The following is a 26,687-nucleotide window of genomic DNA, read 5'->3' as shown; positions in this document are numbered from 1 at the left end:
CCGCTCCGGCGGGGGCTCCCCCGGTCACAGCGCCGCCGCCAGCTCCGTGCCTTGCTTGATGGCGCGCTTGGCGTCCAGCTCGGCGGCCACGTCGGCACCGCCGATGAGGTGCACGCTGCGCCCGGCCGCGGACAGTTCCTCGTACAGGTCGCGGCGCGGGTCCTGGCCGGTGCACAGCACGACGGTGTCGACCTCCAGGACCTGGCTGTGGCCCTCGACGGTGACGTGCAGTCCGGCGTCGTCGATCCGGTCGTACTGGACGCCCGGAACCATGGTGACGCCCCGGTGCTTGAGTTCGGTGCGGTGGATCCAGCCGGTGGTCTTGCCGAGTCCGGCGCCGACCTTGGAGGCCTTGCGCTGGAGGAGGTGGACCGTGCGCGGCGGGGCGGGGCGCTCGGGTGCGGCGAGGCCGCCGGGTGCCTGGTAGTCCATGTCGACGCCCCAGTGCCGGAAGTACGTCGCCGGGTCCTCGCTCGCCTTGTCGCCGCCGTCGGTCAGGTACTCGGCGACGTCGAAGCCGATGCCGCCGGCGCCGAGGATCGCGACCCGGTCACCGACGGGGGCGCCGTCGCGCAGGACGTCGAGGTAGCCGAGGACGCTGGGGTGGTCGACGCCGGGGATCTCGGGGGTGCGCGGGCTGACGCCGGTGGCGACCACGACCTCGTCGTAGGCGGCGACGTCCTCGGCGGCGACGCGGGTGTTCAACCGGACGTCCACGCCGTGCAGTTCGAGCTGGGTGCGGAAGTAGCGGATCGTCTCGTCGAACTCCTGCTTGCCGGGGACCTTGCGGGCCACGTTGAGCTGGCCGCCGATCTCGTTCGCGGCGTCGTAGAGGGTGACGTCGTGGCCGCGTTCGGCCGCGGAGACCGCGCAGGCCAGGCCGGCGGGCCCGGCGCCGACCACGGCGACGCGCTTGCGCAGCCGGGTCGGTGCGAGGACGAGCTCCGTCTCGTGGCAGGCGCGCGGATTGACCAGGCAGGAGGTGATCTTCCCGCTGAAGGTGTGGTCGAGGCAGGCCTGGTTGCAGCCGATGCAGGTGTTGATGGCCTCCGGCCGCCCGGCCGCCGCCTTGGCCACGAAGTCGGGGTCGGCGAGCATCGGTCGGGCCAGCGACACCATGTCCGCGTGGCCGTCGGCGAGCAACTGCTCGGCGAGTTCGGGGGTGTTGATGCGGTTGGTGGTCACCAGGGGGATGGAGACCGCACCCATGACCTTCTTGGTCACCCAGGTGTAGGCGCCGCGCGGCACGGAGGTCGCGATGGTGGGGATACGGGCCTCGTGCCAGCCGATGCCGGTGTTGATGATCGTCGCTCCGGCCGCCTCGACGGCCCGGGCGAGCGTGATCACCTCGTCCAGGGTGGAGCCGCCCGGTACCAGGTCCAGCATGGAGAGCCGGTAGATGATGATGAAGTTCTCGCCGACGGCCTCGCGCACGCGCCGCACGATCTCGACGGGGAAACGCATGCGGTTCTCGTACGAGCCGCCCCAGCGGTCCTCGCGCCTGTTGGTCTGGGCGGCGATGAACTCGTTGATCAGATAGCCCTCGGAGCCCATGATCTCGACGCCGTCGTAACCGGCCCGCTGTGCGAGCTCGGCGGCCCGGGCGTAGTCGTCGATGGTCCGCTCGACCTCGGCGTCGGTGAGCGCGTGCGGCGGGAAGGGGCTGATCGGGGCCTGCAGGGCGCTCGGGGCGACCAGGTCCTGGTGGTAGGCGTAGCGCCCGAAGTGCAGGATCTGCATCGCGATCTTCCCGCCCTCGCGGTGCACCGCGGCGGTGATCTCGGTGTGCTGCTCGGCCTCCGCCTCGGTGGTCAGCTTCGCGCCGCCCTCGTACGGCCGTCCCGCGTCGTTGGGCGCGATGCCGCCGGTGACGATGAGACCGACGCCGCCACGGGCCCGGGTCGCGTAGAACTCCGCCATGCGCTCGAAGCCGCGCTCGGCCTCCTCCAGGCCCACGTGCATGGAGCCCATGAGCACGCGGTTGGGCAGCGTGGTGAAGCCCAGGTCGAGCGGGTTCATCAGGTGCGGGTAACGGCTCATCGGGCCCTCCGTGCGCGGTGTCGTGTGTCTGTTGTAGACGACGGACAACGCCTTGTGCAACTAGTTGCACAATGACGGAGGTCACTCGTCGAGGGCGGGCCCCGCTCCATGACGAGGGTGGCCGCGGGCGGCCGGCTGCGTGGCGACGGGCGGCCCCGGCGCTCGCCGGGCCCGCCTCGTGGGTCAGGCCGCCCGGGGCCTGGTGCCGATCACCACGTTCGCGTACAGCTCGTCGGAGACGGCCAGCGTGGCGGTCAGACCGCCGCGGGCGAAGGCCTCGACGGCCGCGGGTGCCTGGTGCTCGCTGGTCTCGACCAGGAGGCAGCCGCCCGGGGCCAGCCAGTGGGGCGCCTCGGCGGTGACGCGGCGCAGGATGTCGAGGCCGTCCGCGCCGCCGTCGAGGGCGACGAGCGGTTCGTGGTCACGGGCTTCCGGCGGCAGCAGGCCGACCTCGTGCGTGGGAACGTACGGCACGTTGGCGGTGAGGACCTCCACGCGACCGCGCAGGGTGTCGGGCAGCGCCTCGAACAGGTCGCCCTGGTGGACGTGCCCGCCGAAGGGTGCGACGTTGCGGCGCGCGCAGCGCACGGCGGCCGGGTCGATGTCCGCGGCGTGCAGTTCGGGCCCGCCGAGGGCGGCGGCCAGTGCGGCGCCCACCGCGCCGGAGCCGCAGCACAGGTCCACGACGAGGGAGGCGCCGCGCGCGAGAGCCACGGCCTGGTCGACGAGGAACTCGGTGCGGCGGCGGGGTACGAAGACGCCCGGCTCGACGACGATGCGCAGGCCGTGGAACCCGGCCCAGCCGAGGACGTGTTCGAGGGGAAGTCCCGAGACGCGCCGGTCCACCATGGCGGTGACCTCGTCCGGGGTGCGGGCGGTGGAGAGGATCAACTCCGCCTCGTCCTCGGCGAAGACACAGCCCGCGGAGCGGAGCGCGGCGACAACGGAATCGGAAAGAGGGGGCATGAGAGCCGAGAAGCCTTTCGGTGAGCCGAAGGGCGCTCTCGCGGTCACCTACAGGCGGCGATCCGCAGGGTCCTGAGGTGAGAGCACCCGACCTGACACAGCGGTAATGGGTCTCACCTCCTCGGCAACTCCCGGGCTGGGGTGGTCCGCAGCCAGGACGGTCACCTTACAGGAAGGGCCGGACGGCGACGGAGGTCCACCCTCGCCCCCACCGGACACCGACCGCCAAGTTGTACTATGCAACTAGAGGTGGAAGGAGCTCCCGTGAATGCAGCCGACGCGTCGGTCGAGACCATCCAGCGCGAGATGACGGCCTTCGCCCGCCGTGCCCGGGCCTCGGCGGGGCGTATGCATCCGGAGCTGTCGCTGGTCTCGTACACCCTGCTGGGTCATCTGGAGGAGAGCGACGGCTGTCGTGCCACCGACCTCGCCACGCACTATGCCCTGGACAAGTCCACGGTGAGCCGGCAGGTGGCGGCGCTGGAGCGGGCCGGGCTCATCGAGCGCCGGGTCGACCCCGAGGACCACCGGGTGCAGGTGCTCCAGCTGACGGACGCGGGCACCCGCATCCTCGCCCAGGTCACCGAGAGCCGCCGGATCGCGTTCCGTGAGCGGCTCGCGGACTGGCCGGCGGCGGATCTGGAGCAGTTCGCCGCCTATCTGGTGCGGTACAACACGGCGGCGGCCGGGGCGCCGCCCGCCGCGAAGGCCTCCGGGAGCTGAGGCTTCACCCGGAGGCCTTCGGGAGCCGTCAACTGACCCCCACGGCCTGGTCGTCCGACAGGTGCTCCGGAACCCGTGCCGCCATGAACCGGGTGCTGCGGCGCAGTTTGAAGCCCAGGGCCTCGTAGAGCCGGATGGCGTTGGTGTTGCCCGCGGCGGTGTGCAGGAACGGGGTCTCGCCGCGTTCGCGGACGCCGTGCGCCACAGCCAGGATCAGGCGGGAGGCGAGCCCCTCGCCGCGGAAGTCCGGGTCGGTGCAGACCGCGCTGATCTCGGTCCAGCCCGGCGGGTGCAGCCGCTCCCCCGCCATGGCGATCAGCGCGCCCCCGCGCCGGATGCCGAGATAGGTGCCGAGCTCGATGGTGCGCGGCAGAAAGGGGCCGGGCCTGGTGCGCTCCACCAGGTCCAGCATCTCGGGTACGTCGGCGGGGCCGAGGCGCACCGCTTCGGCGTCCGGCGCCGCGGCGAGCCCGTCGTCGACGAGCTGGACGCCGTCCAGGTCGAAGGTCACCTCCCAGCCTTCCGGGGTCAGCCCGTTGAAGCCGGCCAGCGGGGCCTCGCCGCCGGGGCCGACGAGGGCGGCGAGGTCCGCCCAGTCGTCGTCGGTCGGGTCGTCGGGCAGGGCCAGCCACGGCGACACGTCGACGGGATAGCGCAGGACACGGCCGCGACGTTCGGCGAAGTGGGTGTGCGGGCCGGTCAGCGAGCCGAGGGCCGGGTTGTCCAGCGGGTGCGTGGCGTCGGCCGGTGGACGGGTACTCAGGGCGCGGCGGTCGCTCATCGGGCGACCTCGATCACGGTCTTGCCGCGGGCGTGACCGTCCTCGACCGTGCGCAGCGCCTCGGCGGCCCGGTCGAGGGGAAAGGTCCGCGTCACGAAGGGACTCAGCCGGCCGTCGACCACCAGGCGCGCCACCTCGTCGAGGACGGCGGCGGTGCGGGCGCGTTCGACGGGGCCTCCTCCGAGCCGGGCGGCCGTCTGGCGGTCGGCGCCGGTGATCAGCTTCGTACGGTCGTCCAGCAAGGTCGCCGCGGCTTCCAGGACCTCGCCCCCGACCAGGTCGAAGACGGCGTCCACGCCGTCCGGCGCGGCGGCCCGCACCCGCTCGGCCAGATCCGGCCCCGCCGGGACGTGCACGGCGCCGAGCTCCTCGACGAAGTCCTTCTTGCCCTCGCTCGCGACGCCGACCACGGTGAGCCCGAGGGCACGCGCGATCTGTGTGGCCGCGACGCCGACGCCACCGCCCGCACCGGTGATCAGCACGGTCGCGCCGGAGGACAGGCCGAGCTGGTGGATCCCGTCGTACGCGGTCGCCGCGGCGACGGGCAGGGCCGCCGCGTCCGTGAAGGAGAGGGCGGCGGGCTTGTGGGCGGCGGTCGCGGTCGGCAGCAGGGCGTACTCGGCGTATCCGCCGGACACCGGGTTGCCGAAGACCTCGTCCCCCACGGTGAAGCCGGTCACGTCGGGACCGAGCTCCTCGACGACGCCCGCGGCCTCGTTGCCGAGGACGGCGGGGAGCTCGCGTGCCCCGGCGCCGGGGCGGGCGTATCCGGTCCGCTGCTTCCAGTCGACGGGGTTCACGCCCGCCGCGCGGACCGCCACGAGTACCTGGCCGGGGCCCGGGCTCGGGCGGTCCTGCTCCACCAGGGCCTCGGTCTCCGGTCCGCCGTACCGGGTGAAGACGTACGCCTTGGGCATCTGCTCCCTCACTCTCCTCCGCCGCCACCGCCGTGGGCGGCACTATCGGCAAGGAAGATCACGGCACGGCTATTCCCGGGCCTCGGGAGAGTTCATACGGCCGCAATGATCGGGATCCCGCCCGGGCGCGGAGCACGCCCCGCGGCCACGTACGGTTGAATGCGTAAGCACCGATCACGCTCGACCGCGGGCCGCCGCACCCGACGGCCTGGAGGTACCGCCGCCATGAACGTCACCCGAGCCTTCACCGGGCGCCCCCGCGTCGACAACGCCGGACTGCCGCCCGGTCAGTACGACGCGGGCGACGACTGGCCCGTCCTGTCCGCCGAGGTCACCCCCGACCTGGGGCCCGCCGACTGGACCTTCCGGGTCGACGGACTGGTGGCCGAGCCGCGTACCTGGACCTGGGAGCAGGCGCACGCGCTGCCCGCCTCGGCGTACGAGGGCGACATCCACTGTGTGACGAGCTGGTCGAAGTTCGGGGTGCGCTTCGGGGGTGTGTCCCTGGACGCGTTTCTGGACACCGTGCGCCCGGACGCGTCCGCCACCCACGTGGTCGCCTACTCGCACACCGGGTACACCACGAACCTCCCGCTCGCCGACGTCGCCGGCGGTCGTGCCTGGATCGTCTGGGAGTACGAGGGGAAGCCGCTGCCCGCCGAACACGGCGGCCCGGCGCGGCTGATCGTGCCGCACCTGTACTTCTGGAAGAGCGCCAAGTGGATCGCCGGCCTCAGGCTCCTGGACCATGACGAGCCGGGCTTCTGGGAGCAGAACGGCTACCACGCACGCGGTAACCCCTGGGAAGAGCAGCGCTACTCCGGTGACTGAGACGATGACCGACACGTTCGTACCGCCCACCCGGTTCGCCGTGCCCGGCCGGATCGCGGTGAGCAACCGGGCCGCCGCGACCTGGCAGACCGCCACGCTCACCGAGATCCGCCGGGAGACGCCGGGCGCCGCCACGTTCCGGTTCGCGGTGCCGCAGTGGGCGGGGCATCTGCCCGGGCAGCACCTGATGCTGCGGCTGACCGCCGAGGACGGGTACGTGGCTCAGCGTCACTACTCCCTCGCGTCGCCGCCCGACGACACCGGGCACATCGAACTGACCCTCGACCACGTCGAGGGCGGCGAGGTCTCCGGCTGGTTCCACACGGTGGCGAAGCCCGGTGACTCGGTCGAGGTGCGGGGCCCGCTCAGCGGGTTCTTCGCCTGGCCCGGCGACCGGCCCGCGCTGCTCGTCGGCGCCGGCTCCGGTGTCGTACCGCTGATGTCGATGCTGCGCCACCACCGCGCCCGCGCTCTGGACGTGCCGCTGCGGCTGCTCGTCTCCGCGCGTGGCCCCGAAGAGCTCATCTACGCGCGGGAGTACGGCGCCGAGACCACGCCCGTCTTCACGCGCACCGCCCCGGAGGGGGTGGCCGTGGGACGGCTCTCGGCCGCGCATCTGGCGCCGCTCATGGCCGAGCGGCCGCCCGGTGGGTGGGAGGCCTATGTGTGCGGCTCCAACGGGTTCGCGGAGCACGCCTCGCGGCTGCTGGTGGAGGCCGGGCAGCCGGTGGACCGCATTCGTATCGAACGCTTCGGCTGAGACCTCCTGGTCCGTCGAACCCGGTCGGCTGAGGCCTCCTCGTCCGTCGAACCCGCTCGGCTGAGAGGTCCTCACCCGTCGAACCCGGTCAGTCGTGCGGTACGACCGCCACCGGGCAGCCGGCGTGCCGGATCAGCGAGTGCGCTGCGCGGCCGGGGCCCCGACCGGTCCGGCGCCCGAGGACCAGCAGTCCGGCCCGCGCGGACGCCTCCAGCAGACGGGGGCCGGGATCGCCGTCGACGCGGTGCTCGCGGACCGTGGTCGCGGGGAACCGATGGCGCCAGGGCCGCAGCGTGCTGGTGGGCACGGTCCACGGGTGCACCACGTGCAGCGGCGCCGAGCGGACGGCGGCCGTGTCGAAGGCGTAGCCGATCAGATCGTCGGCCGACGCGTCCGGATCGAGTCCGAGGACGACCGGCAGGTAGGGCGCCGTACTCGGCGGTGAGCCGTCGACGACGGGCATCCGTTCGTCCTCGGGGAGTTCGCCCGCGCGCACCAGCACGACCGGGCGGTCGGCGCGGGCCGCGACGCCGAGGGCGACCGAGCCGACCGGGAACCCCGCGCTCCCCGTACGGCCGCGTGAGCCGAGGACCAGCGTCTCCGCCTCGACGGCCGCGGCGAGCAGCGCCGGCACCGCCGGTGTCGCGGTGCGGCGGGCGATGATGTCCAAGGCCGGGTGGGCGTAGGAGAGTTCGATGGCGGCCCGGTCGAGTGCGGCGCGGGTGCGCCCTGCGGGACCGTCGACGTCGCGGACGCGGCCGGAAACGTCCGGTTCGGTCCCCGCGTGCAGCAGCCGCAGGGGGAGCCGGCGGCGCTGCGCCTCGCGGGCGGCCCAGTCGGCCGCGTCCAGGCTGGGCCGCGAGCCGTCGATGCCCACGGTGATCGTCCGGGTGCCGGTGTTCATGGGTCCTGCCTTCCTCGGGGGTGCGAGCGCGGGCAACTGCCCTTCGTGCGGGGGTCGGTTACGCGCCAGCGCGCGTCGAGTGCTGCTGGATGGGCACAGGTCATGGTGGCTCCTGTTCGCTGCGCGGAGTGGTTCGCGGGTTCCACAGGAGGCGCGGATCAGTCACGCCGGGTGAGCCGAATCGTCCCGGTACGGGGGTCCGTTCGACCCTCTACGGGCGGGACCGTGGAGGCGAGGAGGTGAAGATGCGTACCCGGGTACGCGGTTGGCGCTGGCGCCGCAATCCGCTGCGCCGCCGCTCGGACGTCGTCGAGGCGTGGACGGTACTGGCCGTCGCCGTGCTGTTGTTCGTCGGTGCGCCGCTGGCCGGAGCCGCTGTGGGGTGGTGGCGGTACGACAGCGCGCAGGCACGGGCGGCTGCACAGCGGGCCGAGCGGCACCGGGTGAGTGCCGTACTCGTCGAGACCGCGCCGGCTGCCGTGCCCTCGCCGCAGGGTGCCAGGCTGCCCACGTTCCGGGTGAAGGTGCGCTGGACCGAGCCGGGCAAGGGGCCGCGGACCGGTGAGGCCCTGGTCCCCGCGGGCGGGCAGCGCGGCGACCGCGTCGCCGTCTGGCTCGATGCGCGCGGCCGGAACGTCGGTCCGCCGGTGAGCGCCGGCGCGGTCTGGCAACACGCGCTGACGACGGGCGCGTCGACCGCCGCGGGGGTCGTGGCCGTCGTACTCGCCTGGCACTTCGCCGTAGGGCGGATCGCCGCGCGTCGCCGTCTGGCCGAGTGGGAGCGGGACTGGGCGTGTACGGGTCCCAAGTGGCGGCGGCACACGGCTTGATGGCGGGGGCCACCCATCTCGATGGGGGGTACCACCCGTCCTGCGTCTTTTTCGCGCACCCCGTACTGCGATCCGGCGGCGGACGCGCCTACGGTGTCGACAACGGCCGGTGCGCCATCGACACGGGAAGGACGCCATGCCCACGCTGATCAACCTGTGCGAGGAGCCCGACTTCTGTCTCCGGTTCGTCAACGGGGGTCCGATGGCCGACCGTGCGGTGGATTCCGTACGCGCCCTGTCCCTGGCCGCGACCGCGGGCGGCTCGCTGGGTGACGTGAGGGACGCGCTGGTGGTGATCGGTGACTTCTGGGTCTCCGGGCGGACGTCCGTGCACGAGGGGGTCGAGCCGTTGCTGCGTGAGCTGTCGCGGCAGCGGGCCGCCGGACTCGCCGTGGTGGTCGGGCAGCACGGCGCGCAGTCCGTTCCGGTGGTGATCCGCAGCTCGGCCGTCCGCCTCGGCGTACCGCTGCTGACCACGACGAAGGAGCTGCGCGACTGGCACGAACTGATCCCGCGGCTGCGCGAGTACCGCTACCGGCAGGCCGAATGGCACGCCGATCAGCTCACCGCGCTGCTGAACCGGCTTCCGGACCGGCTCGCCGACGCGAACACGGACACGGACGCGACGCAGCGGATCGCGGACTGGCTGGCGGCCGCCGTGGACGCCGATGTGGTGGTCAGCGATCCCCTGCGCGGTGTACTGGCCGCGGCGCCCGACGTCCTCACCCGGCGGCCCCCTCGCACCGCCTCCCCGCAGACGCAGACGCAGACGCTCCCCCTGGGCGCCGCCGGTCGCGGCGCGGTGCTGTCGGTGACCGCCCGCCGTCCGCTCGACGACGTGCGCACCGAGTTGCTGGGTCACGCGGCGAAGGCGCTGGGCCTCATCGACCGGACTCGGTTGCGGGACCAACTGGCGGAGACCCGGCGCGAGGTGCAGCTGAGCGTCCTGCAACTGCTGATGGTGGGTGAGGAGGTGGCGGCCCAGCGCGTGCTGGCCGGCCTCGCGCCGGGGCTGCTGGCGACCGAGTCGGTGCGTGTCCATGTGATCGACTGCGCGCGGGAGGACCGCGAGGTGGCGCTCCGACAGGCGGAGGACGCGCTCGCCGGACGCGCGCTGCTGGCGCGGTGCCCGGTGTTCAATCACCTGATCGTGGTCGATCCGCTCCAGACGGACGAGGACGCTCCGGGCGGTGTGTGGCACACACTGGAGGCGGTCGTCGCCGCACTGCCCGGGCACTGCATGGGCGGCAGCCGGGTGTACGCGCTGAGCAGTGTGGCGGACGCCTACACGCAGGCGGCCGGCACCCTCGTGACGGCGCGCCGGGTGCCCGGCCGGGTCGCGCTCGCCCAGCAGCGAGCCGACCTCATGGACGTCCTGCCGCCGGCCACGGCCCGACGGTGGGCGGGCACACTGCTGCGCCCGGTGCTCACCCTGCCGGCCGGGCAGCGCGAACAGCTCGTACGGACGCTGGAGTTGGGGCTCGAGTTCCCGCACACGGCCGTCGGCCGCCTGCTCGGCATCCACCGCAACACGGTGACGCACCGCATCAGCAAGGGCTTCGGGCTGCTCGGCCTCGACCGCGGCCAGGTCCTGAACCGGGTGGTGGTCTCGACGGCGCTCCAGGTCGTCGTGAAGTACGGTCATGACGCGCACTCGGCCGACCCGGCGGCCGACTTCACCGCGATGGTGTCCGCTCCGGAGGTCCGCGCCTGGGCCGACTCGTTCCTGGAGCCGCTGCGGGCCGACCGCCGCGATCTGCTGCGCACGCTCCGGGTCTGGCTGGAGAACGACACACACACCGGGCGGACGGCCGCCGCGCTGGACCTGGCGCCGGTGACGGTCCGCAGTCACCTGCGGGCCGCCGCACCGCTGATCCAGCGCGACCTGCCGGTGGGCCCGGACGAGACGGAGGCGCTCGACGGGAACGAGCACGAGCAGGCGCTCAGCGGCGTACGCCCATTGGCGTTCGCGCTGCACGCCGGCACCGGCCGCCCGTCCCTGCCGCCCGCCTGAGCCCGCCGTCACCGACGGCGGACTGTGCACCGGTGAGGGGGTGTGCCCGCCCTCTTGTGCACCGGAACGGCTCCCGGCCGCTCCGGCGGCGCGTCCGGCGGCCCGACTGTGCACGCGTGACGTGGCACGGCGGAACGGCGCTTCCTAACGTGGCGCTCGGCCGCCCGACGCCGCGTCGGGGCCGGCGCGAAGGAGGTCGTCGTGAACGCCAATCGCTGGTCGCGCAAGAGTGAGGACGACCGGGCCGGGCGCCGTGACTGCGGTTGGTCCGTGGCCCGGGTCCACGGCCCCGGTGACTGACCGGAGGGAGGTCTGGCGGCCCTCCGGCGTCACACGTACGGTGTGATCATCTGCACCCGTGACGTCAAAAGGTGGTCCTTCATGGCGCAGTTCGACCTCCCCCTCGACGAACTTCGCGCATACCGCAGCGCGTCCGCCGAGCCCGAGGACTTCGACACCTTCTGGGCCAAGACCCTCCAGGAGACGCGTGAGCACGACCTCGACGCCCGCTTCGAGCCCGTCGAGACGCCGCTCAAGACGGTCAGGGTGTACGACGTGACGTTCGCCGGGTTCGGCGGGCACCCGGTCAAGGGCTGGCTCACGCTGCCCGCCTGGGCGGACTCCCCCTTGCCCGCCGTCGTCGAGTTCGTCGGATACGGCGGCGGGCGCGGCCTCCCGCACACGCATCTGCTGTGGGCCTCGGCGGGCTTCGCGCACTTCGTGATGGACACCCGTGGCCAGGGCAGCGCCTGGGGCGGCGGCGAGACCCCGGACCCGGTGGGCAGTGGGCCCGCGTACCCCGGTTACATGACCCGTGGCATCGACGCCCCCGAGAACTACTACTACCGCCGGGTGTTCACCGACGGTGTGCGCGCGGTGGAGGCGGCCCGCTCGCATCCGCTGGTCGACGCGGAGCGCGTGGCGGCCGTCGGCGGCAGCCAGGGCGGCGGGATCACGATCGCGGTGGGCGGTCTGGTACCCGACCTGGCCGCGATCGCGCCCGACGTGCCGTTCCTGTGCGACTTCCCGCGCGCGACGACGCTGACGGACCGGCACCCGTACCGGGAGATCGGCAACTACCTCAAGACCCACCGCGGCCGCACCGAGGACGTCCTGCGCACGCTGTCCTACTTCGACGGGGTGCACTTCGCGGCGCGCGGGCGGGCGCCGGCCCTCTTCTCGGTCGCGTTGGAGGACGAGACCTGCCCGCCCTCCACGATCTTCGCGGCCTTCAACGTCTGGGACCACGAGGACAAGAGGATCGAGGTCTACGACTTCAACGACCACGAGGGCGGTGGCCCCTACCAGGAGGCGGTCAAGCTGGCCTGGCTGCCCGCGCACCTCTGACGCGTCCGTGGAGAGGTGACGGCGGGTGCTCAGCCCGCCGTTCCGCGTGGTACGACCGTCGACAGGACCGCGGGCAGGGGGTACCAGTCCGCCGAGACCACGCTGGCGTGCTGCAGGGCGAGGAGGGCGACGCGGTCCAGGGCCTGGGCCTGGGTGGGGTTGGTGGCGTCGATGGCCGGGGGCACGTTCTGGCCGTCGGTCATGACGACGAGGTAGTGGCGGTCGTCGTACCAGGCGGTGTCGATGGTGCCGTTCACGTAGGTGGCGGCGTCACCGTCGAAGATCACGAACCAGGGGCGGATGGTCGGGTCCGTGTAGCGGGTGCGCGGGTCGCCCGTGGCCGCGTTGTGCACGGCGGGGAAGGCCGACGCCTCGCGCAGGCGCCCGGCCGCGGCCAGGTCGCGGAGGTGGGTGGCGTACTCGCGGTCGGTCCAGAGCGAGTCGAGGGGGTTGCCCTCCTCGACGGTTCCGGGGATCAGCTCGACCATGAACTTGCCGGCGAGGGCCGAGCGGGCGGGCCAGCCGTCGGCGCGTACGGCGGAGTCGAGGTCGGCGTGGGAGCCGACGACGTCGGCGGGGCGCAGCAGGGCGTCGCCGAGCTTCGCGGTGAGCAGGGCGTCCAGCTGGGCGGGGCCGCGGCCGTTGTTGGCCTGGAAGCCGTCCTTCATCTCGATCTTCAGCTGGATCGGCCGGTGGCCCGGGTGCGCGTCGTGCCAGGCCTTGATGTCGGAGAGGCAGCCGGCGAGGTCACGGTTGCGGGACTTGGTGCGCAGTTCGGAGGCGTTCGCCGCGTTCTCGCAGTTGTTGTCGTTGCCGATCGGGTTGCTGTGCGAGACGCGCCAGGAGGCGCCGAACACATTGGTCCACACGTCGAGTTCGAGCATTCCGGCGCCGGAGTCCAGCGCGTCGGCGAAGTACGTGTACTTGGCCTTGTCGTAGGAGTTGTGGACCCCGACCGAGGTGCTGGCGGAGTACGAGAGGTCCGCGGCGGTGGCGCCGGGGGCCGTGGTCAGGGCGAGGGCTCCCGCCGTCGCCACCGCTGTCCCGGTACGCGTCAGCACCCTCACATGTCTGCGCATGTTCCCCCTGCCTCCTGTGTCTCGGTGGTCAACCGACGTGCAGCGTAGGGGTGTTGGGTGACATTCGGAAGATGCCGCGGTGAAGGGACGACGGGCGGCGCGACACGTGCGGAAGACGGATGCCGTCACACCGCTTCCCTCCAGTCCGACCAGTCGGTACGTTCGGGGCCGAGTCCCGATGGATGACGGAGGTCCCATGACCCGGCCCGCACCGCATGTTCACGGCCACTGCGACGCCCGCTTCGCGGCGGTGCGCACCGCGTTCGAGGAGAATTTCCACGGCCGCGACGAGCTCGGCGCGGCCGTGACCGTCACGCTCGACGGCGAGACGGTGGTCGACCTGTGGGGCGGTTGGGCCGACGCGGCGCGCACCCGGCCCTGGGAGCGCGAGACGCTGGTCAACGTCTGGTCGACGTCCAAGGGCCCGACCGCGCTGTGCGCGCACATCCTGGCCGATCGCGGGCTGCTCGACTTCGACGCCCCGGTGGCCGCGTACTGGCCGGAGTTCGCGGCGGCGGGCAAGGAGTCCGTGCTCGTACGGCATCTGCTGTCGCATCGCGCGGGGCTGGCCGGGCTGCGCGAGCCGCACGATCTGGCCCAGCTCTGCGACTGGGAGCTGACGGTCGAGCGACTGGCGGCGCAGGAGCCCTGGTGGGAGCCGGGGACCCGGTCCGGGTACCACGCGCTCACCTTCGGCCACCTGGTGGGAGAGGTGGTGCGGCGCGTCTGCGGGCTGCGGCCGGGCGCGTTCCTGGAGCGGGAGGTGACCGGGCCGCTCGGGATCGACTTCACCATCGGGCTGCCGGAGAAGGAGGCCGACCGGGCGGCCGAGCTGGTGCATCCGCGGGTCGCGTCGAGCAGTGAACAGGCGGCGATCTTCGCCCAGTTGGCGCCCGTGGCGGTGGCCGCCGTCGCCAATCCGCTGGTCGGCGCCGCCGAGGCCAACACGGCCGGGTGGCGGGCGGCCGAGATACCGGCGGCCAACGGCCACGGCACGGCCCGCGCGGTCGCGGCGCTGTACGGGATCTTCGCCGGGCGCGGGGCGTACGGCTCCCGGCAGGTGCTCTCCCCGGAGGCCGCGGAGCGGGTGCGCGAGGGGCAGGGCAGCTGCCGGGACCTGGTGCTCGGCGCCGGGTTCGAGCACGAGACGGAGGCCGGTCTCGGGCTGTGGCTGAGTGGACCCAATGGCTCGTACGGCCCCAACCCGAGGGCTTTCGGACACGACGGCTTCGGCGGCTCCTGCGGTCTCGCCGACCCGGAGTCGGGCCTCTCCCTGGGGTACGTCATGAACCGCATGGGCCCGCACATCGCCGACGACCCAAGGAAGATGGCGCTCGTGGACGCCCTGTACAGCGTGCTCTGAGCGCGCCCGCGACGCCCGGTGGGTGCGGGCTGAAACCGGCCGAACCGTCCGACCGCCCTTCCCTCGTGGTTTAGACCAATGCTAGATCTGGTGGCGCACAGAGCCCGCACGGCTACGTCTTGTCACCACGATCACCCGCTCACCACGGTCACCTCCCAGGAGGCGCGGACATGGCCCGCACCACCAGTCCATCCAGCACCCACCCGTCCGACCAGGAGCCCCGTTACGCGCGGATCGCCGCACAACTGCTCGGCGAACTGCGCGACGGGACGGTTCCGCCCGGTGAACGACTGCCGGGAGAAAGGGAGTTGGCCACGCGCTTCGGCGTCAGTCGCGAGACGGTACGGCAGGCGCTACAGCGGCTGCGGCGCGACGGCCTCGTCTCCACCGACCGGCGCGGCAGCCACGCCACCCTGCCCGGCACCACGGCCGAGCACATCCCCTCGCTCGACTTCCCCGTCGGCGCGCACACCGCCGAGCCGTGCGCCGTCCACCGCGCCAGCGTCACCTGGGAGGCTCCCCCGCCCGAGCACGCCGAGGCACTGGGGCTCGCGCCGGCCCGGCCGACCCTCGTCCATCGCTACGAGTCGGCCGCGGCGGACGGCAGCGGACTGCGTACGGCCTTCACCTCGTTCTCCGCCGTCGCCGTGACCGAGGTCGAGGAACTCGCCCGCTACCGCGACCGCGCGGACGGCTCCGCGTCGGCGCAGCTGCGGCGGGCGTACGACTGGATGCGCAAGGCCGGGCTGACCCTGCACCACCGGGACGCGATCACGCGGCTCCCACAGTCCGTGCGGGTCACCCGGCGGGTGCACGACCAGTACGACCGGCCCCTGGAGATCACCGAACTGGTGGTGGAGGCACAACAGGACGCCTTGGTCTACGAATTCACACTGCCGGCGGCGGGGTGACACCGATCCGGGGATGTGGTCTTCGTCCACGGCCGGTGGCTGCTGCCGAACAGCTGGGACCGGTGGGCCGCGCACTTCGAGCGGGCGGCCCACGCGCCGGTCTCCCTGTCCTGGCCCGACGACTCCGGCACGGTCGAGGAGGCCAACGCCCACCCGGAGGCCTCGCCGGCCGGGGCCGGTGCGCCGTCTCGGCGGCGATCGACCCGGCACCGTTCCGGGGTCGCCGCTTCGCCTGATCTTCCGGGACGGCGCGGGTCAGCCGGAACCGGAAGCGGCATCCGAAGCGGCAAAGGCGCCGCCGCTTCGGGTGGCCACGACCATCCGGCAGCGCGGGCTGCCGTCACGCCGCCACCCGAACTCGGGCAGCGCCAGGAGCTCCACCTCGAACCCCGCCCGCCTCAGCTCCCGCTGTACGTCGCCGAGCCGGAACGCCCGGTAGTACATGACGAACGGCGGCCGCCAGACGGCGTTGCGCACCCGCATCGCCGCGTCGAAGCCCGCCAGGGCCCAGTACCAGGGCGAACTCGGGCGCGGCGGGGCCGTGACGGGGAACGCGAAGCGCCCATCCGGTCGCAGTACGGAGTGGACCTGAGCGAACAGACCCGGCAGCTCGCGCGGCAGGAAGTGCCCGAACGCGCCGAAGCTGACGACGAGATCGAGACGGGGCCGAAGGGCAGGGCGCGCGCGTCACCCCGTACCCATGCGAGGCGCGGCCTCGTCCCCCGGTCCACGCCCTCGGACGATCCGGGGCGCGCGACCCCCGGCGCGTCCGCATCCGTACGCTTCAGTCCCCCCGCACCCGCCCGCTCCCGTCCCACGGCCAGCATCCCCGCGCTGATGTCGACCCCGGTGACCCGACTCCGGCACAGTCCGCTCAGCACCTCCATGCCCGCGCCCGTGCCGCAGCACAGGTCGAGTCCGTGGTCGAACGGGCCGATGGGGCCCAGTGCACGGGCCACGGCGTCGAGGATCGCGTCCGGAGTCCGGAACGGCGTGTGGTCGAACTTGGGCGCGAGCAGGTCATAGCCGTGCTCGACGGAGGACAGGGCCTGCGCGGCCAGTTCGCGGAGGGTGGGACCTTGCGGGGTGAACATCACCCTCAGCTTAGGGGCAGCGCGCGCCCCGGGCGCCGGTCTAGGGTCCCGTTCATGACTTCGTTCCGCCCCGCCCCCGCCTGGCTGGCCGACGCCGTCTTCTACCAGATCTATCCGCAGTCCTTCGCCGACTCCGACGGCGACGGCATCGGCGACTTCAACGGGATCGCCGAGCGCCTCGACCACCTCGCGTGGCTGGGCGTGAACACCGTGTGGCTGAACCCGTGCTTCGTCTCACCGTTCCGCGACGCCGGGTACGACATCTGCGACTACCTGGCCGTCGCACCCCGCTACGGCTCCCTCGACGACCTGGCCAAGCTGGTCGACGAGGCGGGCCGGCGTGGCATCCGGGTCCTGCTGGATCTCGTGGCCGGGCACACCTCCGACGAGCACCCGTGGTTCAAGGCCGCCGCGAACGATCCGGCCGACGACCGGTACATCTGGGCGGCCGAGGGCCGTCCCGACGGCTTCGTCCCCTCCCCCGGCAGCCGCCCGGGCGCGTATCTGCCGAACTTCTTCGCCTTCCAGCCCGCCCTCAACTTCGGCTACGCGCGGTCGGATCCGGCCGAGCCCTGGCGCCTGCCGGTCGACGCCGAGGGGCCGCGCGCCAACCGGGCGGCGCTGCGCACGATCATGGACCACTGGCTGGGACTCGGCCTGTCCGGCTTCCGTGTCGACATGGCCGCCTCGCTCGTCAAGGACGACCCCGGCAAGACGGAAACCGCCAAGGTCTGGGCCGAGTTGCGTCACTGGCTGGACGGCGCGCATCCGGACGCGGTGCTGCTCTCGGAGTGGGGCGAGCCGGAGGTGTCCGTCCCCGCGGGCTTCCACGCGGACTTCTTCCTCCAGTTCGGCGGCCCCACCGACGGCCTCGCCCTGCGCTCGCTGTGGAGCAACGGCGAGGGGACGGTCAACGAGAGCTGGGACCCGCTCGACTGCTTCTTCGACCGGAGCGGCCGGGGTTCGCCGCGCCCCTTCCTCGAAGCCTGGGAGAAGGCGTCCACCGCGCTCGGCGCGAGCGGTCTCATCTCCCTGCCCACCGCCAACCACGACTTCTCCCGCCTCAACTGCGGCCCGCGTACGCCCGAGCAACTGCCCGCCGCCTTCGCGTTCCAGCTCACCTGGCCGACGCTCCCGGCGATCTACTACGGCGACGAGATCGGCATGCGCTACCTTCCGGGCCTGCCCGACCAGGAGGGCAGCGTCCTCGGTCCCCGCTACAACCGCGCGGGATCGCGCACACCGATGCAGTGGGACCAGGGCCCGAACGCCGGTTTCTCCACCGCCGCGCCGGACCGCCTGTACCTCCCCGTCGACCCGTCGCCCACCCGTCCGACCGTCGCCGCCCAGCGCGCCGACGAGACCTCGCTCCTCCACCTCGTACGCCGCCTCATCACCCTGCGCACCCACACCCCGCAGCTCGGCTCCCGGGGCTCGGTGGAGGTGCTGCACGCCGGCCATCCGTTCGTGTACCTGCGCGGCGGAAGGTACCTCGTGGTCATCAACCCACAGGAGCAGATGGCGAGTTGTGCCTACGACGGTGCCCGCACGGGGGCGCCCCTGGAGGCCGAGGGAGTCACGGTGAGCGGCTCCACGATCACCGCCGAGGGTTTCGCGTACGGGATCCTCGACCTGGGACCCGACCGCTAGTTGCCGTCCCTGCCCTCGTCCAGGAACGCGCACGCCGCCTCCGCGAACGCTTGGGGCGCCGCGCTGTGGATGAGGTGTCCGACGGGGATCGTGACGACTCGCCCGCCGGGGACGCGGCGGGCGAGTTCGGCGATGCCGTCCTGGGGCACATGGCTGGCGGGTCCGCCGGCCAGCACCAGTGTGTCGGCGGTGATCCTGCTCAGTCCTTCGAGCCAGGCAGGGTCGGGCGTGTCGATCTGCCTTCTGATGGCCACCACCATGTCCCAGTCGAAGGTGAGCTCGCCGTCCGGCCTGGTCGGGGTGGTCTTCTCGCGGGGCCGCGGAACCGGTACGTCCTCCAGGACGAGCCGGCTCACCCGCTCGGGCCGCTCCTGCGCGAGCAGATAGGCCACGACCCCGCCCATGGAGTGTCCGATCAGGTCCACCGTGCCGAGTCCCAGCACGTCGAGGAAACGAAGTACATCGGCACGCATGAGTTCGAGCGAGTACTCCCCCGGCCAGTCGCTCCGCCCGTGGCCGCGCAGATCGAGGGCGTACACCCGTCGTCCGCGGACGAGGGCGGGCATCACCTCGGCCCAGTCGGTGCTGTCCTCGCCGAGCGCGTGCAACAGGACGAGCGGCGGAGCGGACTCCTGACCCCAGACCTGACAGACGAGCCGGACCCCTCCCACATCAACCGTACGGTGATCAACCATGCGGGAGAGGATATGCGTCGGTCATCGCCCGCCCGGCTTCGGCGTCGGCGCCCCCGGCGGCTCAGCCGACGGTGAGGACGATCGCGCCGGAGTAGGCGCCACCTGCCTCGACGGCCGTCTGTGTGCCGTCGACCGTCATGTGCCTCGATCCGTTGACCCTGCAACGACCCTCCGAGCAGGCTCGGAGCACCATCGGACCTGAGGAGCGAGTGTGATCGTCGAGCATGCCGAACTGACCGTGGAAGCCGGTCGTGAGCGGGATTTCGAGGCCGTCTTCGACAAGGCCCGCGAGGTGCTCGCCGAGGCCGACGGGTTCCGCTGGACGGAGCTGCGCTGCGAGGAGCGGCCGGAAGGCTATCTGTTGCTGGTCGGCTGGACGTCCGTACCGTCCAGGGGAACGCGCTCAAGGCGCTGCGCTCGGTGGGCGTGCTCGACCGGAGACCCCCCTGATGGCGACGGCCAACCCGGTCTTCACCCGGGCGCACCTCTCGATGACTCCGCGGGGCCGCCCGGGCAGTTGCGAGGAGGTCGCTCCGCTGGTCGTGTATCTGCTCTCCGACGAGTCGTCGTACGTGAACGGCGCCAAGATCACCGTGGACGGTGGCTACTCGGCGCACGGCGGCGTGAAGGCGATCACGAACGCGCTCGACTCGGTGTGACCGCCCGGTCCGGGGACGGTCGCCGGGACCCGCGCGGCAGGGTTGCCGCGCAGGCCAGCCCCACCGCCGCGAGCACGACGCACGCGGTGAACGCGGTCCGGTAGCCGGTGGTGAGCCCCGCGGGCCCCTGGCCGTCGGCGAAGGACAGGGCGACTGAGGAGACGACGGCGACTCCGAAGGCGCCCCCGATCTGGAACGCCGCGGTGTTGATGCCGGAGGCCACCCCGGACTCCCGCTCCCCCACGCCCGTCAGCGCGGCGATGGACCCCGCGACCGCGCAGGCGCCGAGCCCGGGTCCGAAGACCAGCAGCCCGGGGAACAGGTCACGGACGAACCCGCCGTCCACCGGCACCCGGGACAGGAGCAGACTGCCCGTGGCGACCAGCGCGAGGCCGCCGACCGCGACCGGGCGCGGGCCGACGCGGGTGACCAGGGCCTGGCCCGCGTACGAGCCGATGACGGCCGTCGCGGGCATCACGACGTTGCAGAGGCCGAAGCGCAGCGGGGAGTAGCCGAGCACGTCCTGTCCGTACTGGGAGAGCGTGTACGACATCCCGAAGGCGCAGCTGCCGAGCAGGAACACCACGAGGTTGCCGCCGCTCACCGAGCGCGAGCGCAGCAGCCGCAGCGGCACCAGTGGCCCCGTGGAGCGCGACTCGATCCGGACGAAGAGCAGGGCGAGGGCGACGGAGGCGGCCAGCAGTCCCGCCGTCTGCGCCGACAGCCAGCCGGCGCGGGGTGCCTCGACGACGGCGTACATCGAGGCGACGAGGGCGGCGGTGACGGTGAGTGCGCCGGCCGGGTCGTACGAGCGGGTGCGCGCCTCGGTGCGGCTCTCGCGCAGCAGCAGCGGGCCGAGAATGAGCAGGAGCAGGGCGACCGGCACGTTGAGGAAGAAGACCCACTGCCAGCCCAGCAGACCGGTGAGGGGGCCGCCGATCAGCAGCGCTGCGGTGGCGCCGAAGCCGCCGCTGCCCGACCAGATGGCGAGGGCCTTGTTGCGTTCGGGGCCCTCCTCGAAGGTGTTGAGGAGGAGGGAGAGCGCGGTCGGTGCCATGACGGCGGCCGACACGCCCTGCACGGCGCGCGCCGTGACCAGCACGCCCGCGCTCCAGGCGAATCCGCACAGCAGCGAGGAAAGCCCGAACAGCAGCGTGCCGGTCATGAACACACGTCGGCGGCCCAGCAGATCGGCGATCCTCCCGCCGAGCAGCAGCAGTCCGCCGAAGCCGAGCAGATAGGCGCTCATCACCCACTGCGCGCCGCCCGGGGAGAAGTCGAGCCCGTTCGCGATGGACGGCAGCGCGAGGACGACGATCTGCGAGTCCAGGATGACCATGAACCCAGCCAGGCAGAGCAGCGCGAGGGCGCGCCAGCGGCGGGGGTCGGGGGTGGTGGCGGTGCGCGGGGCGCAGTCGCTCGCGGTGGCGGTCATGGGAACTCCCGTGTCGTCGTCGGATGTCGGGGACATCGGGGTTGTCGGGGCACCGGGTGTCGGGTGCTTGTGCTTCCAGCCCACCGACGAACGGGTCCTACGCCGATCGACACTCCGCGAGCCGCTTCTCCAGGAAGCGCCGCTCGGCCGCGTTCTCCACGAGTTCCAGCGCCCGGTCGTACGCCTCGGCGGCCTCCGCCGGGCGTCCCATCCGTCGCAGCAGATCCGCGCGGGTGGCGGGCAGCAGGTGGTAGCCGTCCAGCTCGCCCTCCCGCTCCAGCTCCGCGACGAGCGCCAGCCCCGCCTCCGGGCCCTCGGACATGCCCACCGCCACCGCGCGGTTGAGCCGCACCACCGCGGAGGGCACGGAACGCGCCAGTTCCCCGTACAGCGCGGCGATGTCGGCCCAGTCCGTGTCCTCGGCCCTCGCGGCGGTGGTGTGGCAGGCGGCGATGGCGGCCTGGATCTGGTAGGGCCCCGGACGTCCGCGGCGCAGGGCGCTCTCCAGGAGGGCGGCGCCCTCGTCGACGGCGGCCTTGTCCCAGGCCGTACGGTCCTGGTCCTCCAGCGTCACCAGCTCGCCGGCCGTGTCCACCCGGGTGGCGCGCCGGGCGTCGTGCAGCAGCAGGAGGGCGAGCAGACCGTTGACCTCGGGTTCGTCGGGCATCAGGCGGGCCAGGACACGGGCGAGCCGGATGGCCTCCGCGCAGAGGTTCGTGCGCACCAGGTCGGCGCCGGACGTGGCGGCGTACCCCTCGTTGAAGAGCAGATAGACCACGCCGAGGACGCCGGTGGTGCGTTCGGGCAGCAGATGCGCGGGCGGTACGCGGTAGGGGATTCCGGCGTTGCGGATCTTCCGTTTGGCGCGCACCAGGCGCTGCGCCATGGTCGCCTCGGGTACGAGGAAGGCGCGGGCGATCTCGGGGGTGGTGAGCCCGGCGAGTGTGCGCAGGGTCAGTGCCACCCGGGCCTCGATGGGGAGCGCCGGGTGGCAGCAGGTGAAGATCAGCCGCAGCCGGTCGTCCTGGACGCCGCTGTCGGCGTCCTCGTTCTCGTACTCGGGGTCGTAGGGCCCCTCGTCCCGCGCCAGCACGGCCGCCTCCCGCAGTTTGCGAGCCCCCACCGCCTCGCGGCGCAGCACGTCCAGGGCCCGGTGGCGCGCGGTCGTGGTCAGCCAGGCACCGGGGCGGCGCGGCACTCCGTCGCGCCGCCACCGGTCCAGGGCCTGGGCGAAGGCGTCCTGCGCGCACTCCTCGGCGAGATCCCAGTCGCCGGTCACCCGGATCAGGGTGGCGACGACCTGGCCCCATTCCTCGCGGAAGGCGGCGGCGACCGCCGCCTGCGCGTCGCCGATGTCGTTCACTCCCAGACTGGCCGCACCTCGACCGAGCCGCCGCCCAGCGCCGCCGGATGCCGGGACGCGAGCGCGATGGCCTCGTCGAGGTCGGCGACCTCGATGAGGTCGAAGCCGGCCACGTACTCCTTGGACTCCACGAACGGCCCGTCGCTGAGCAGGACTTCGTCGCCCTGGACACGGACGGTGGTGGCGTCGGTGGACGGCCGCAGCCGTGCGCCGCCCCTGACGATGTCGCGGCTGCGGACCTCGTCGATGTACGAGGTGAAGCGGGGGTCGTCGGCGATCTGCGCGGGGCTCAGCTCCTCGCCGCCGACGGGGGTGCAGATGAACAGGACGTACTTCATGACCGGCCCTCCTCGAGGCCCGCGTCGAACGGGACCGACGCGTGCTCGTGGGCGATCAGCCAACGGTCTCCCACGGCACGGTAGCCGGTCGTCACGCGCAGGGTGCTGTCCAGCGGCTCGCCCGTGGTGAACGTGCCCCGGATCCGGACGAGCCCGTGGCTGAAGGCGACGCTCTCATCGACGCGGAGACGGAATGCGAGCACCTCGCGGCGCACGGGCCCGGTCACGGTGGAGAAGAACCACTCCTGGGCCTTGCGCAGGACGTCGGTTCCGCGTTCCTCCAGGCCGCTCATGGGGTGGAACACCTCCGTGTCCGGCGTGTAGCAGGCCAGCCAACGGTCGATGTCCCGCTCGTGGAAGGCCGCCGTCAGCTCGTCGTCGAGGCGGCGGATCTCCCCCTCGGCGTCCTCGTCCTCCCAGAACGCGCGCACCTCCATGGCCCCGATGGATGCCACGGGGTGCTTCGCGGCGGCCTCGATGGCCTCCTCCATGCTGTCGCACTCGAGGATGTCGTATCCGGCGACGTACTCCTTCGTCTCCGCGAACGGCCCGTCGGTGCGCAGCACCTCGCCGCCGCGCACCCGTACGGTGACCGCGTCGGCGGGATCGCTGAGGCGGTGGCCGTGCAGCCGCACGTCCCGTTCGGCGCCGAGCTCCTCGACCCAGGGTTCGACGGGCGCCATACCGGAGGCGTCGGCCGTGTCGTCGCCGCAGACGAGCAGCATGTACTTCATGGTTCCTCCCGGTGCTCATGAACCTTCCTACACCCCACCGACGAACGGCACCGCGCCGAATCGACACACCTCCGGTCGTTCTTCGTGTCCGAGGGTCCGGGCATGCGAAGGGGCCGGGGCTCGGGCCCCGGCCCCTAAGCAACGGGCCGCGCTACGCGGTCGCCGTCCGCACCGACGGCTCACCGGTGGCGCCGACCGCCGCTCGGGCGGTGTTCTTGCGCACCAGCAGCAGGGTGACCAGCGCGCCGAGCGAGGAGGCGCAGCCGCAGATCACCACGCCGTGGCCGAGCGCGGTCTGTGCGGCGGCCCTGGCGCTGTCGCTGCCCGCGTTGACGACGGCGAGCGGGCCCGCGGCGGCCTCCATGCCGGCGTCCGCGCCGTGGAGCTTGCCCACCAGGGCCGAAGACGCGGCGCTCATCGCGATGGTGCTGATGACGGCCGGGCCGAGGCCCTGGCCGAACTCGCGGACCAGGCTGGTTGCGCCGCTGGCCATGCCGGTCATGTGGATCGGTACGGCGTTCACGGCGGCCGAGGTCGGTGAGGACCGTTTTCTCCGGCCGGTCGACCCATGATTGCCATGTCCCTTGTCCAGTGCCGCCGGTGTGCGGTGCTGGAAGCGTAGGGACGGCCATCGCCCAGAACAAGAAAAGGGTCGGCGCAGGGGCATCGCGGTGTCGTACGGCTGGTATGCGGCGCGGTGTCGTACGGCGGTTTGCGCGCGGTCAGCCGTGGGAGGTGCCGAGCCGTACCGGAAGTGCCCGCACGCTGTTGCCGACGAAACTGGAGTGCCGGGAGAGTTCCGCCTCCGTCACGGCGAGGTCGAGGTCGGGGAAGCGGGTGAACAGCCGTTCCAGGGCGATGGTCGCCTCCATACGCGCCAGCGGGGCACCGAGGCAGTAGTGGGCGCCGTGCCCGAGGGAGAGGTGGCGGGCGGCGCCGGGCCTGCCGGGCCGGGTGACGTCGAAGCGGTCGGCGTCCGGGCCGTGCACGGCCGGGTCGCGCCCCGCTGCCGAGTAACCGGCCAGCACGGGCGTCCCCTTGGGGATCACCGTGCCGTCGACGGTCAGGTCACGCACCGGATAGCGGAAGGGGAAGTAGCTGACGGGCGCGTCCCAGCGCAGGGTCTCCTCGACCACGTCCGCCCAGCCCACCCCGTTCTCGCCCTTCATGACCAGCTCCAGCTGGTCCCGATGGCCACAGAGCGCGCGTACGGCGTTGGTGAGGAGGTTGAGCGTGGTCTCGTGCCCCGCGATGATCATCAGTACCAGGGTGCCGATGAGCTCCTCCTGGCTGAGCCGGTCGCCCTCCTCGTCCCGGGCGGCGATCAGCGCGCTGGTGAGGTCGTCGCCCGGCCGCTCACCCCGCGCGGCGGCCACGGCGGCGAGCACGGCGACGAGTTCACGGTTGGCCGCCAGGGCCTTCTCGGGGCCGATGTCGGTGGCGACCACCTGGTTCGACAGATGGTGCAGCCGGTCACGGTGCTCCGCGTCCACTCCGAGCAGTTCCCCGATGACCCCCATGGGCAGCGGCATCGCGAAGTGCCGGCGCAGATCGGCGACTCCGCCGTCCCGCTCGGCCGCGGCCCGGAGGTCGTCGAGCAGTCCCGCCGTCAACTCCTCGATCCGGGGCCGTAGTTCCTCGACCCGGCGCGCCGTGAACGCCTTGCTCACGAGTGACCGCAGCCGCCGGTGGTCCTCGCCGTCCGCGGTCGTCATCCCGCGTACGGTCGCGAAGGTCGTAAGCGGCCACCCCGGCGCTATCCGCCCCTCCCGCAGCTCGGTGAAGTGCTCGGCGCCCTTGGCGACTTCGGGATGCGCGAGGAACTCCTTCAACGCCTCGTGCCCGAGCACCGCCATCGCCTCCACCTCGCCGGGCAGCACCACCGCCGCGACGGCGCTCCGCTCGAGCAGCCGCGCGTTGTCGGCGTGCGGGCAGCCGCCGGCCGGGTCCATGCGGTGCGGCGTGACGGGAGAGGTGTCCACCGGAGGTCTCCTTGTGGGGGTGGGGAGTCGGGCGCAGGCGCTGCGAGCCGTTACGACGAAGGATTCTGCCCGCTCGACCGCGGTGACCGACAGAGAGGGCGTACGCGCCGATCCACGGTTCTTGCCCCAAATCCGCCTCCGTCCACGGTTGGATGGTTCCATGACCGACGAGCACGAGCGGATGATGCGGGCCAACCAGGCCAACTGGGACGCGCGGACCCCCGTCCATCTCGCCAGCCGGTTCTACGGGCTGGGCGAGAAGCTCGAACCGGCACGCTGGTTCGCCGCCTTCGAGTGGGAGGACCTCGGGGACCTGGCCGGCCTCGACGTGCTCCATCTCCAGTGCCACCTCGGCACCGAGACGATCGCCTTCGCCGAACGTGGCGCGCGGACCGTCGGCCTGGACATCTCCGAGGCGTCCGTGGCGGCCGCGGCCGACATCGCGGCACGGGCGGGCGCCGACGTGACGTACGTACGAGCCAATGTGTACGACGCCGTCGAAGCCCTGGACGGGCGGCGGTTCGACGTCGTCTACACGGGCAAGGGCGCCCTGTGCTATCTGCCCGACCTGGACCGCTGGGCCGCCGTCATCGCTCGACTGCTGCGCCCGGGAGGGCGGTTGTACATCGCCGAGTTCCATCCGCTGCTCAACGCGCTGGGCCCCAAGCCCGCCGAGGACGAGGGCACCGAACTGCTGCTGCGCCACGACTACCTGGGCGGCCGGGACGCCGTGCACCGGAACGCGACCTACACGTACACCGACGGACCGGCGGTCGAGGGCGCGACCGACAGTTACGAGTGGATGCACGGAATGGACGAGGTCGTCAACGCGTTGACGGAAGCGGGACTAGGTATCCGCCGGCTCAGGGAGAGCGACGAGCTCCCCTGGCCGCGCTGGCCGCAGATGGTCCGCACGCCGTCCGGCTGGTGGCGCCTGCCGGAGGACGAGCCGCGCATTCCGCTGCTGTACGGCCTCCTGGCAAGCCGCTGAGAGACGGGTCACAGCCGATTCACCCGAAGCCGTGATATTGTGCGGTGAGCACTTGTGTACGCCCCGTCTCGGGCGCCGGTGCCGAGTCTCCTTCTCCCGCTGACAGGCCCGTAGCTTTTCGGACCGGGCGACCAGCTTCTTCGCATCACCTTTCGAGCACGGTCAACCCGTAGCTCCTTCAGGTGATCTTCCCCGCCGCACGGAGGCGTGAGCACGCCGCCTCCCCCCGGCACACCCCTCCCTTCTTCATGACCTCATGAATCCGTCCTCGAAAGGACCC

Annotated in this window: 24 protein-coding genes and 2 pseudogenes; 12 read left to right on the top strand and 14 right to left on the bottom strand. The window is 72.6% G+C overall.

Going from position 1 to position 26,687, the window contains the following annotated elements; translation table 11 throughout:
- Window positions 1-24: 24 nt before the first annotated feature.
- Window positions 25-2,040, bottom strand: coding sequence for an FAD-dependent oxidoreductase (locus tag ACIQTP_RS17585; protein ID WP_403400758.1), 2,016 nt, complete (start codon window positions 2,038-2,040; stop codon window positions 25-27).
- A 183-nt stretch (window positions 2,041-2,223) separates the two neighbouring features.
- Window positions 2,224-3,006, bottom strand: a complete 783-nt coding sequence (locus ACIQTP_RS17580) for a putative protein N(5)-glutamine methyltransferase (protein WP_403400756.1) — start codon at window positions 3,004-3,006, stop codon at window positions 2,224-2,226.
- A gap of 237 nt (window positions 3,007-3,243) precedes the next feature.
- Here ACIQTP_RS17580 and ACIQTP_RS17575 point away from each other — a divergent pair, with 237 nt between their 5' ends.
- Window positions 3,244-3,729: a MarR family winged helix-turn-helix transcriptional regulator gene (locus ACIQTP_RS17575; RefSeq protein WP_403400754.1), complete on the top strand. Its 486-nt coding sequence runs from the start codon at window positions 3,244-3,246 to the stop codon at window positions 3,727-3,729.
- A 28-nt stretch (window positions 3,730-3,757) separates the two neighbouring features.
- Here ACIQTP_RS17575 and ACIQTP_RS17570 read toward each other — a convergent pair whose 3' ends face one another.
- Window positions 3,758-4,510: a GNAT family N-acetyltransferase gene (locus ACIQTP_RS17570; RefSeq protein ID WP_403400752.1), complete on the bottom strand. Its 753-nt coding sequence runs from the start codon at window positions 4,508-4,510 to the stop codon at window positions 3,758-3,760.
- Window positions 4,507-5,427, bottom strand: a complete 921-nt coding sequence (locus tag ACIQTP_RS17565) for an NADP-dependent oxidoreductase (RefSeq protein WP_403400751.1) — start codon at window positions 5,425-5,427, stop codon at window positions 4,507-4,509. The genes ACIQTP_RS17570 and ACIQTP_RS17565 overlap by 4 nt, the downstream gene beginning before the upstream one ends.
- A 225-nt stretch (window positions 5,428-5,652) precedes the next feature.
- Between ACIQTP_RS17565 and ACIQTP_RS17560 the strand changes: the two genes are divergently transcribed.
- On the top strand, window positions 5,653-6,258 hold the full coding sequence (locus tag ACIQTP_RS17560) for a sulfite oxidase-like oxidoreductase (protein WP_403400749.1): 606 nt from the start codon (window positions 5,653-5,655) through the stop codon (window positions 6,256-6,258).
- Between the two features lie 4 nt (window positions 6,259-6,262).
- The gene (locus ACIQTP_RS17555; RefSeq protein ID WP_403400747.1) at window positions 6,263-7,018 is read left to right on the top strand and encodes a ferredoxin reductase; all 756 of its coding nucleotides are present in this window, start codon (window positions 6,263-6,265) and stop codon (window positions 7,016-7,018) included.
- Between the two features lie 88 nt (window positions 7,019-7,106).
- Here ACIQTP_RS17555 and ACIQTP_RS17550 read toward each other — a convergent pair whose 3' ends face one another.
- Window positions 7,107-7,922, bottom strand: a complete 816-nt coding sequence (locus ACIQTP_RS17550) for a universal stress protein (protein WP_403400746.1) — start codon at window positions 7,920-7,922, stop codon at window positions 7,107-7,109.
- Between the two features lie 245 nt (window positions 7,923-8,167).
- Between ACIQTP_RS17550 and ACIQTP_RS17545 the strand changes: the two genes are divergently transcribed.
- The 3 genes from ACIQTP_RS17545 (at window position 8,168) to ACIQTP_RS17535 (ending at window position 12,113) form a co-directional block, all read left to right on the top strand.
- Window positions 8,168-8,752: a hypothetical protein gene (locus tag ACIQTP_RS17545; RefSeq protein WP_402039913.1), complete on the top strand. Its 585-nt coding sequence runs from the start codon at window positions 8,168-8,170 to the stop codon at window positions 8,750-8,752.
- Window positions 8,753-8,888: 136 nt separating this feature from the next.
- Window positions 8,889-10,766 carry a helix-turn-helix domain-containing protein gene (locus tag ACIQTP_RS17540; RefSeq protein ID WP_403400744.1) on the top strand — a complete coding sequence of 626 codons (1,878 nt, stop codon included), beginning with the start codon at window positions 8,889-8,891 and terminating at the stop codon, window positions 10,764-10,766.
- A gap of 381 nt (window positions 10,767-11,147) precedes the next feature.
- A complete protein-coding gene (locus tag ACIQTP_RS17535; protein WP_403400742.1) occupies window positions 11,148-12,113 on the top strand; it encodes an acetylxylan esterase in 966 nt (321 codons plus the stop codon).
- A gap of 29 nt (window positions 12,114-12,142) precedes the next feature.
- Here ACIQTP_RS17535 and ACIQTP_RS17530 read toward each other — a convergent pair whose 3' ends face one another.
- Window positions 12,143-13,192: a phosphatidylinositol-specific phospholipase C domain-containing protein gene (locus ACIQTP_RS17530; RefSeq protein ID WP_403400740.1), complete on the bottom strand. Its 1,050-nt coding sequence runs from the start codon at window positions 13,190-13,192 to the stop codon at window positions 12,143-12,145.
- A 196-nt stretch (window positions 13,193-13,388) separates the two neighbouring features.
- Between ACIQTP_RS17530 and ACIQTP_RS17525 the strand changes: the two genes are divergently transcribed.
- Together ACIQTP_RS17525 and ACIQTP_RS17520 are read left to right on the top strand one after the other, a co-directional pair.
- Window positions 13,389-14,555, top strand: a complete 1,167-nt coding sequence (locus ACIQTP_RS17525) for a serine hydrolase domain-containing protein (protein WP_403400738.1) — start codon at window positions 13,389-13,391, stop codon at window positions 14,553-14,555.
- 170 nt (window positions 14,556-14,725) lie between these two features.
- Complete coding sequence (locus ACIQTP_RS17520) at window positions 14,726-15,466, top strand: GntR family transcriptional regulator (RefSeq protein ID WP_402039903.1); 741 nt, start codon at window positions 14,726-14,728, stop codon at window positions 15,464-15,466.
- Between the two features lie 255 nt (window positions 15,467-15,721).
- Here ACIQTP_RS17520 and ACIQTP_RS17515 read toward each other — a convergent pair.
- A pseudogene (locus tag ACIQTP_RS17515) lies at window positions 15,722-16,560 on the bottom strand (class I SAM-dependent methyltransferase).
- A 54-nt stretch (window positions 16,561-16,614) separates the two neighbouring features.
- On the opposite strand from ACIQTP_RS17515, the gene ACIQTP_RS17510 reads away from it, so the two are divergent.
- On the top strand, window positions 16,615-18,210 hold the full coding sequence (locus tag ACIQTP_RS17510; protein ID WP_403400736.1) for an alpha-amylase family glycosyl hydrolase: 1,596 nt from the start codon (window positions 16,615-16,617) through the stop codon (window positions 18,208-18,210).
- On the opposite strand, the gene ACIQTP_RS17505 is transcribed toward ACIQTP_RS17510, so the two are convergent.
- Complete coding sequence (locus ACIQTP_RS17505; protein ID WP_403400734.1) at window positions 18,207-18,905, bottom strand: alpha/beta fold hydrolase; 699 nt, start codon at window positions 18,903-18,905, stop codon at window positions 18,207-18,209. The genes ACIQTP_RS17510 and ACIQTP_RS17505 overlap by 4 nt on opposite strands.
- Before the next feature lie 211 nt (window positions 18,906-19,116).
- Here ACIQTP_RS17505 and ACIQTP_RS17500 point away from each other — a divergent pair.
- Together ACIQTP_RS17500 and ACIQTP_RS17495 are read left to right on the top strand one after the other, a co-directional pair.
- Window positions 19,117-19,227 (top strand): annotated as a pseudogene (locus ACIQTP_RS17500) (antibiotic biosynthesis monooxygenase); the annotation flags it as partial.
- A 127-nt stretch (window positions 19,228-19,354) separates the two neighbouring features.
- Window positions 19,355-19,564 carry an SDR family oxidoreductase gene (locus ACIQTP_RS17495; RefSeq protein WP_403400732.1) on the top strand — a complete coding sequence of 70 codons (210 nt, stop codon included), beginning with the start codon at window positions 19,355-19,357 and terminating at the stop codon, window positions 19,562-19,564.
- Here ACIQTP_RS17495 and ACIQTP_RS17490 read toward each other — a convergent pair.
- The 6 genes from ACIQTP_RS17490 to ACIQTP_RS17465 form a co-directional block, all read right to left on the bottom strand.
- Window positions 19,539-20,999 carry an MFS transporter gene (locus ACIQTP_RS17490; protein WP_403400730.1) on the bottom strand — a complete coding sequence of 487 codons (1,461 nt, stop codon included), beginning with the start codon at window positions 20,997-20,999 and terminating at the stop codon, window positions 19,539-19,541. The genes ACIQTP_RS17495 and ACIQTP_RS17490 overlap by 26 nt on opposite strands.
- Before the next feature lie 97 nt (window positions 21,000-21,096).
- A complete protein-coding gene (locus ACIQTP_RS17485; RefSeq protein ID WP_403401041.1) occupies window positions 21,097-22,353 on the bottom strand; it encodes an RNA polymerase sigma factor in 1,257 nt (418 codons plus the stop codon).
- 5 nt (window positions 22,354-22,358) lie between these two features.
- Window positions 22,359-22,700 (bottom strand): YciI family protein, encoded by a 342-nt coding sequence (locus tag ACIQTP_RS17480; protein ID WP_067373284.1) that lies wholly within the window; start codon window positions 22,698-22,700, stop codon window positions 22,359-22,361.
- Entirely contained in the window at window positions 22,697-23,434 is a 738-nt protein-coding gene (locus ACIQTP_RS17475) for a nuclear transport factor 2 family protein (protein WP_403400728.1), read from the bottom strand. Before ACIQTP_RS17475 ends, ACIQTP_RS17480 begins: the two co-directional genes overlap by 4 nt.
- A gap of 151 nt (window positions 23,435-23,585) precedes the next feature.
- Window positions 23,586-23,957 (bottom strand): hypothetical protein, encoded by a 372-nt coding sequence (locus ACIQTP_RS17470; RefSeq protein ID WP_403400726.1) that lies wholly within the window; start codon window positions 23,955-23,957, stop codon window positions 23,586-23,588.
- Between the two features lie 199 nt (window positions 23,958-24,156).
- The gene (locus tag ACIQTP_RS17465; protein WP_403400724.1) at window positions 24,157-25,416 is read right to left on the bottom strand and encodes a cytochrome P450; all 1,260 of its coding nucleotides are present in this window, start codon (window positions 25,414-25,416) and stop codon (window positions 24,157-24,159) included.
- 160 nt (window positions 25,417-25,576) lie between these two features.
- On the opposite strand from ACIQTP_RS17465, the gene ACIQTP_RS17460 reads away from it, so the two are divergent.
- On the top strand, window positions 25,577-26,407 hold the full coding sequence (locus tag ACIQTP_RS17460) for a class I SAM-dependent methyltransferase (RefSeq protein ID WP_403400722.1): 831 nt from the start codon (window positions 25,577-25,579) through the stop codon (window positions 26,405-26,407).
- Window positions 26,408-26,687 lie beyond the last annotated feature (280 nt).

This window comes from Streptomyces sp. NPDC090798 (assembly GCF_044768965.1).
In the GTDB taxonomy this organism is placed as follows: Bacteria; Actinomycetota; Actinomycetes; order Streptomycetales; family Streptomycetaceae; genus Streptomyces.
Note: the sequence above shows the minus strand (reverse complement) of the source record. Positions and strands in the feature narration are given on the sequence as shown.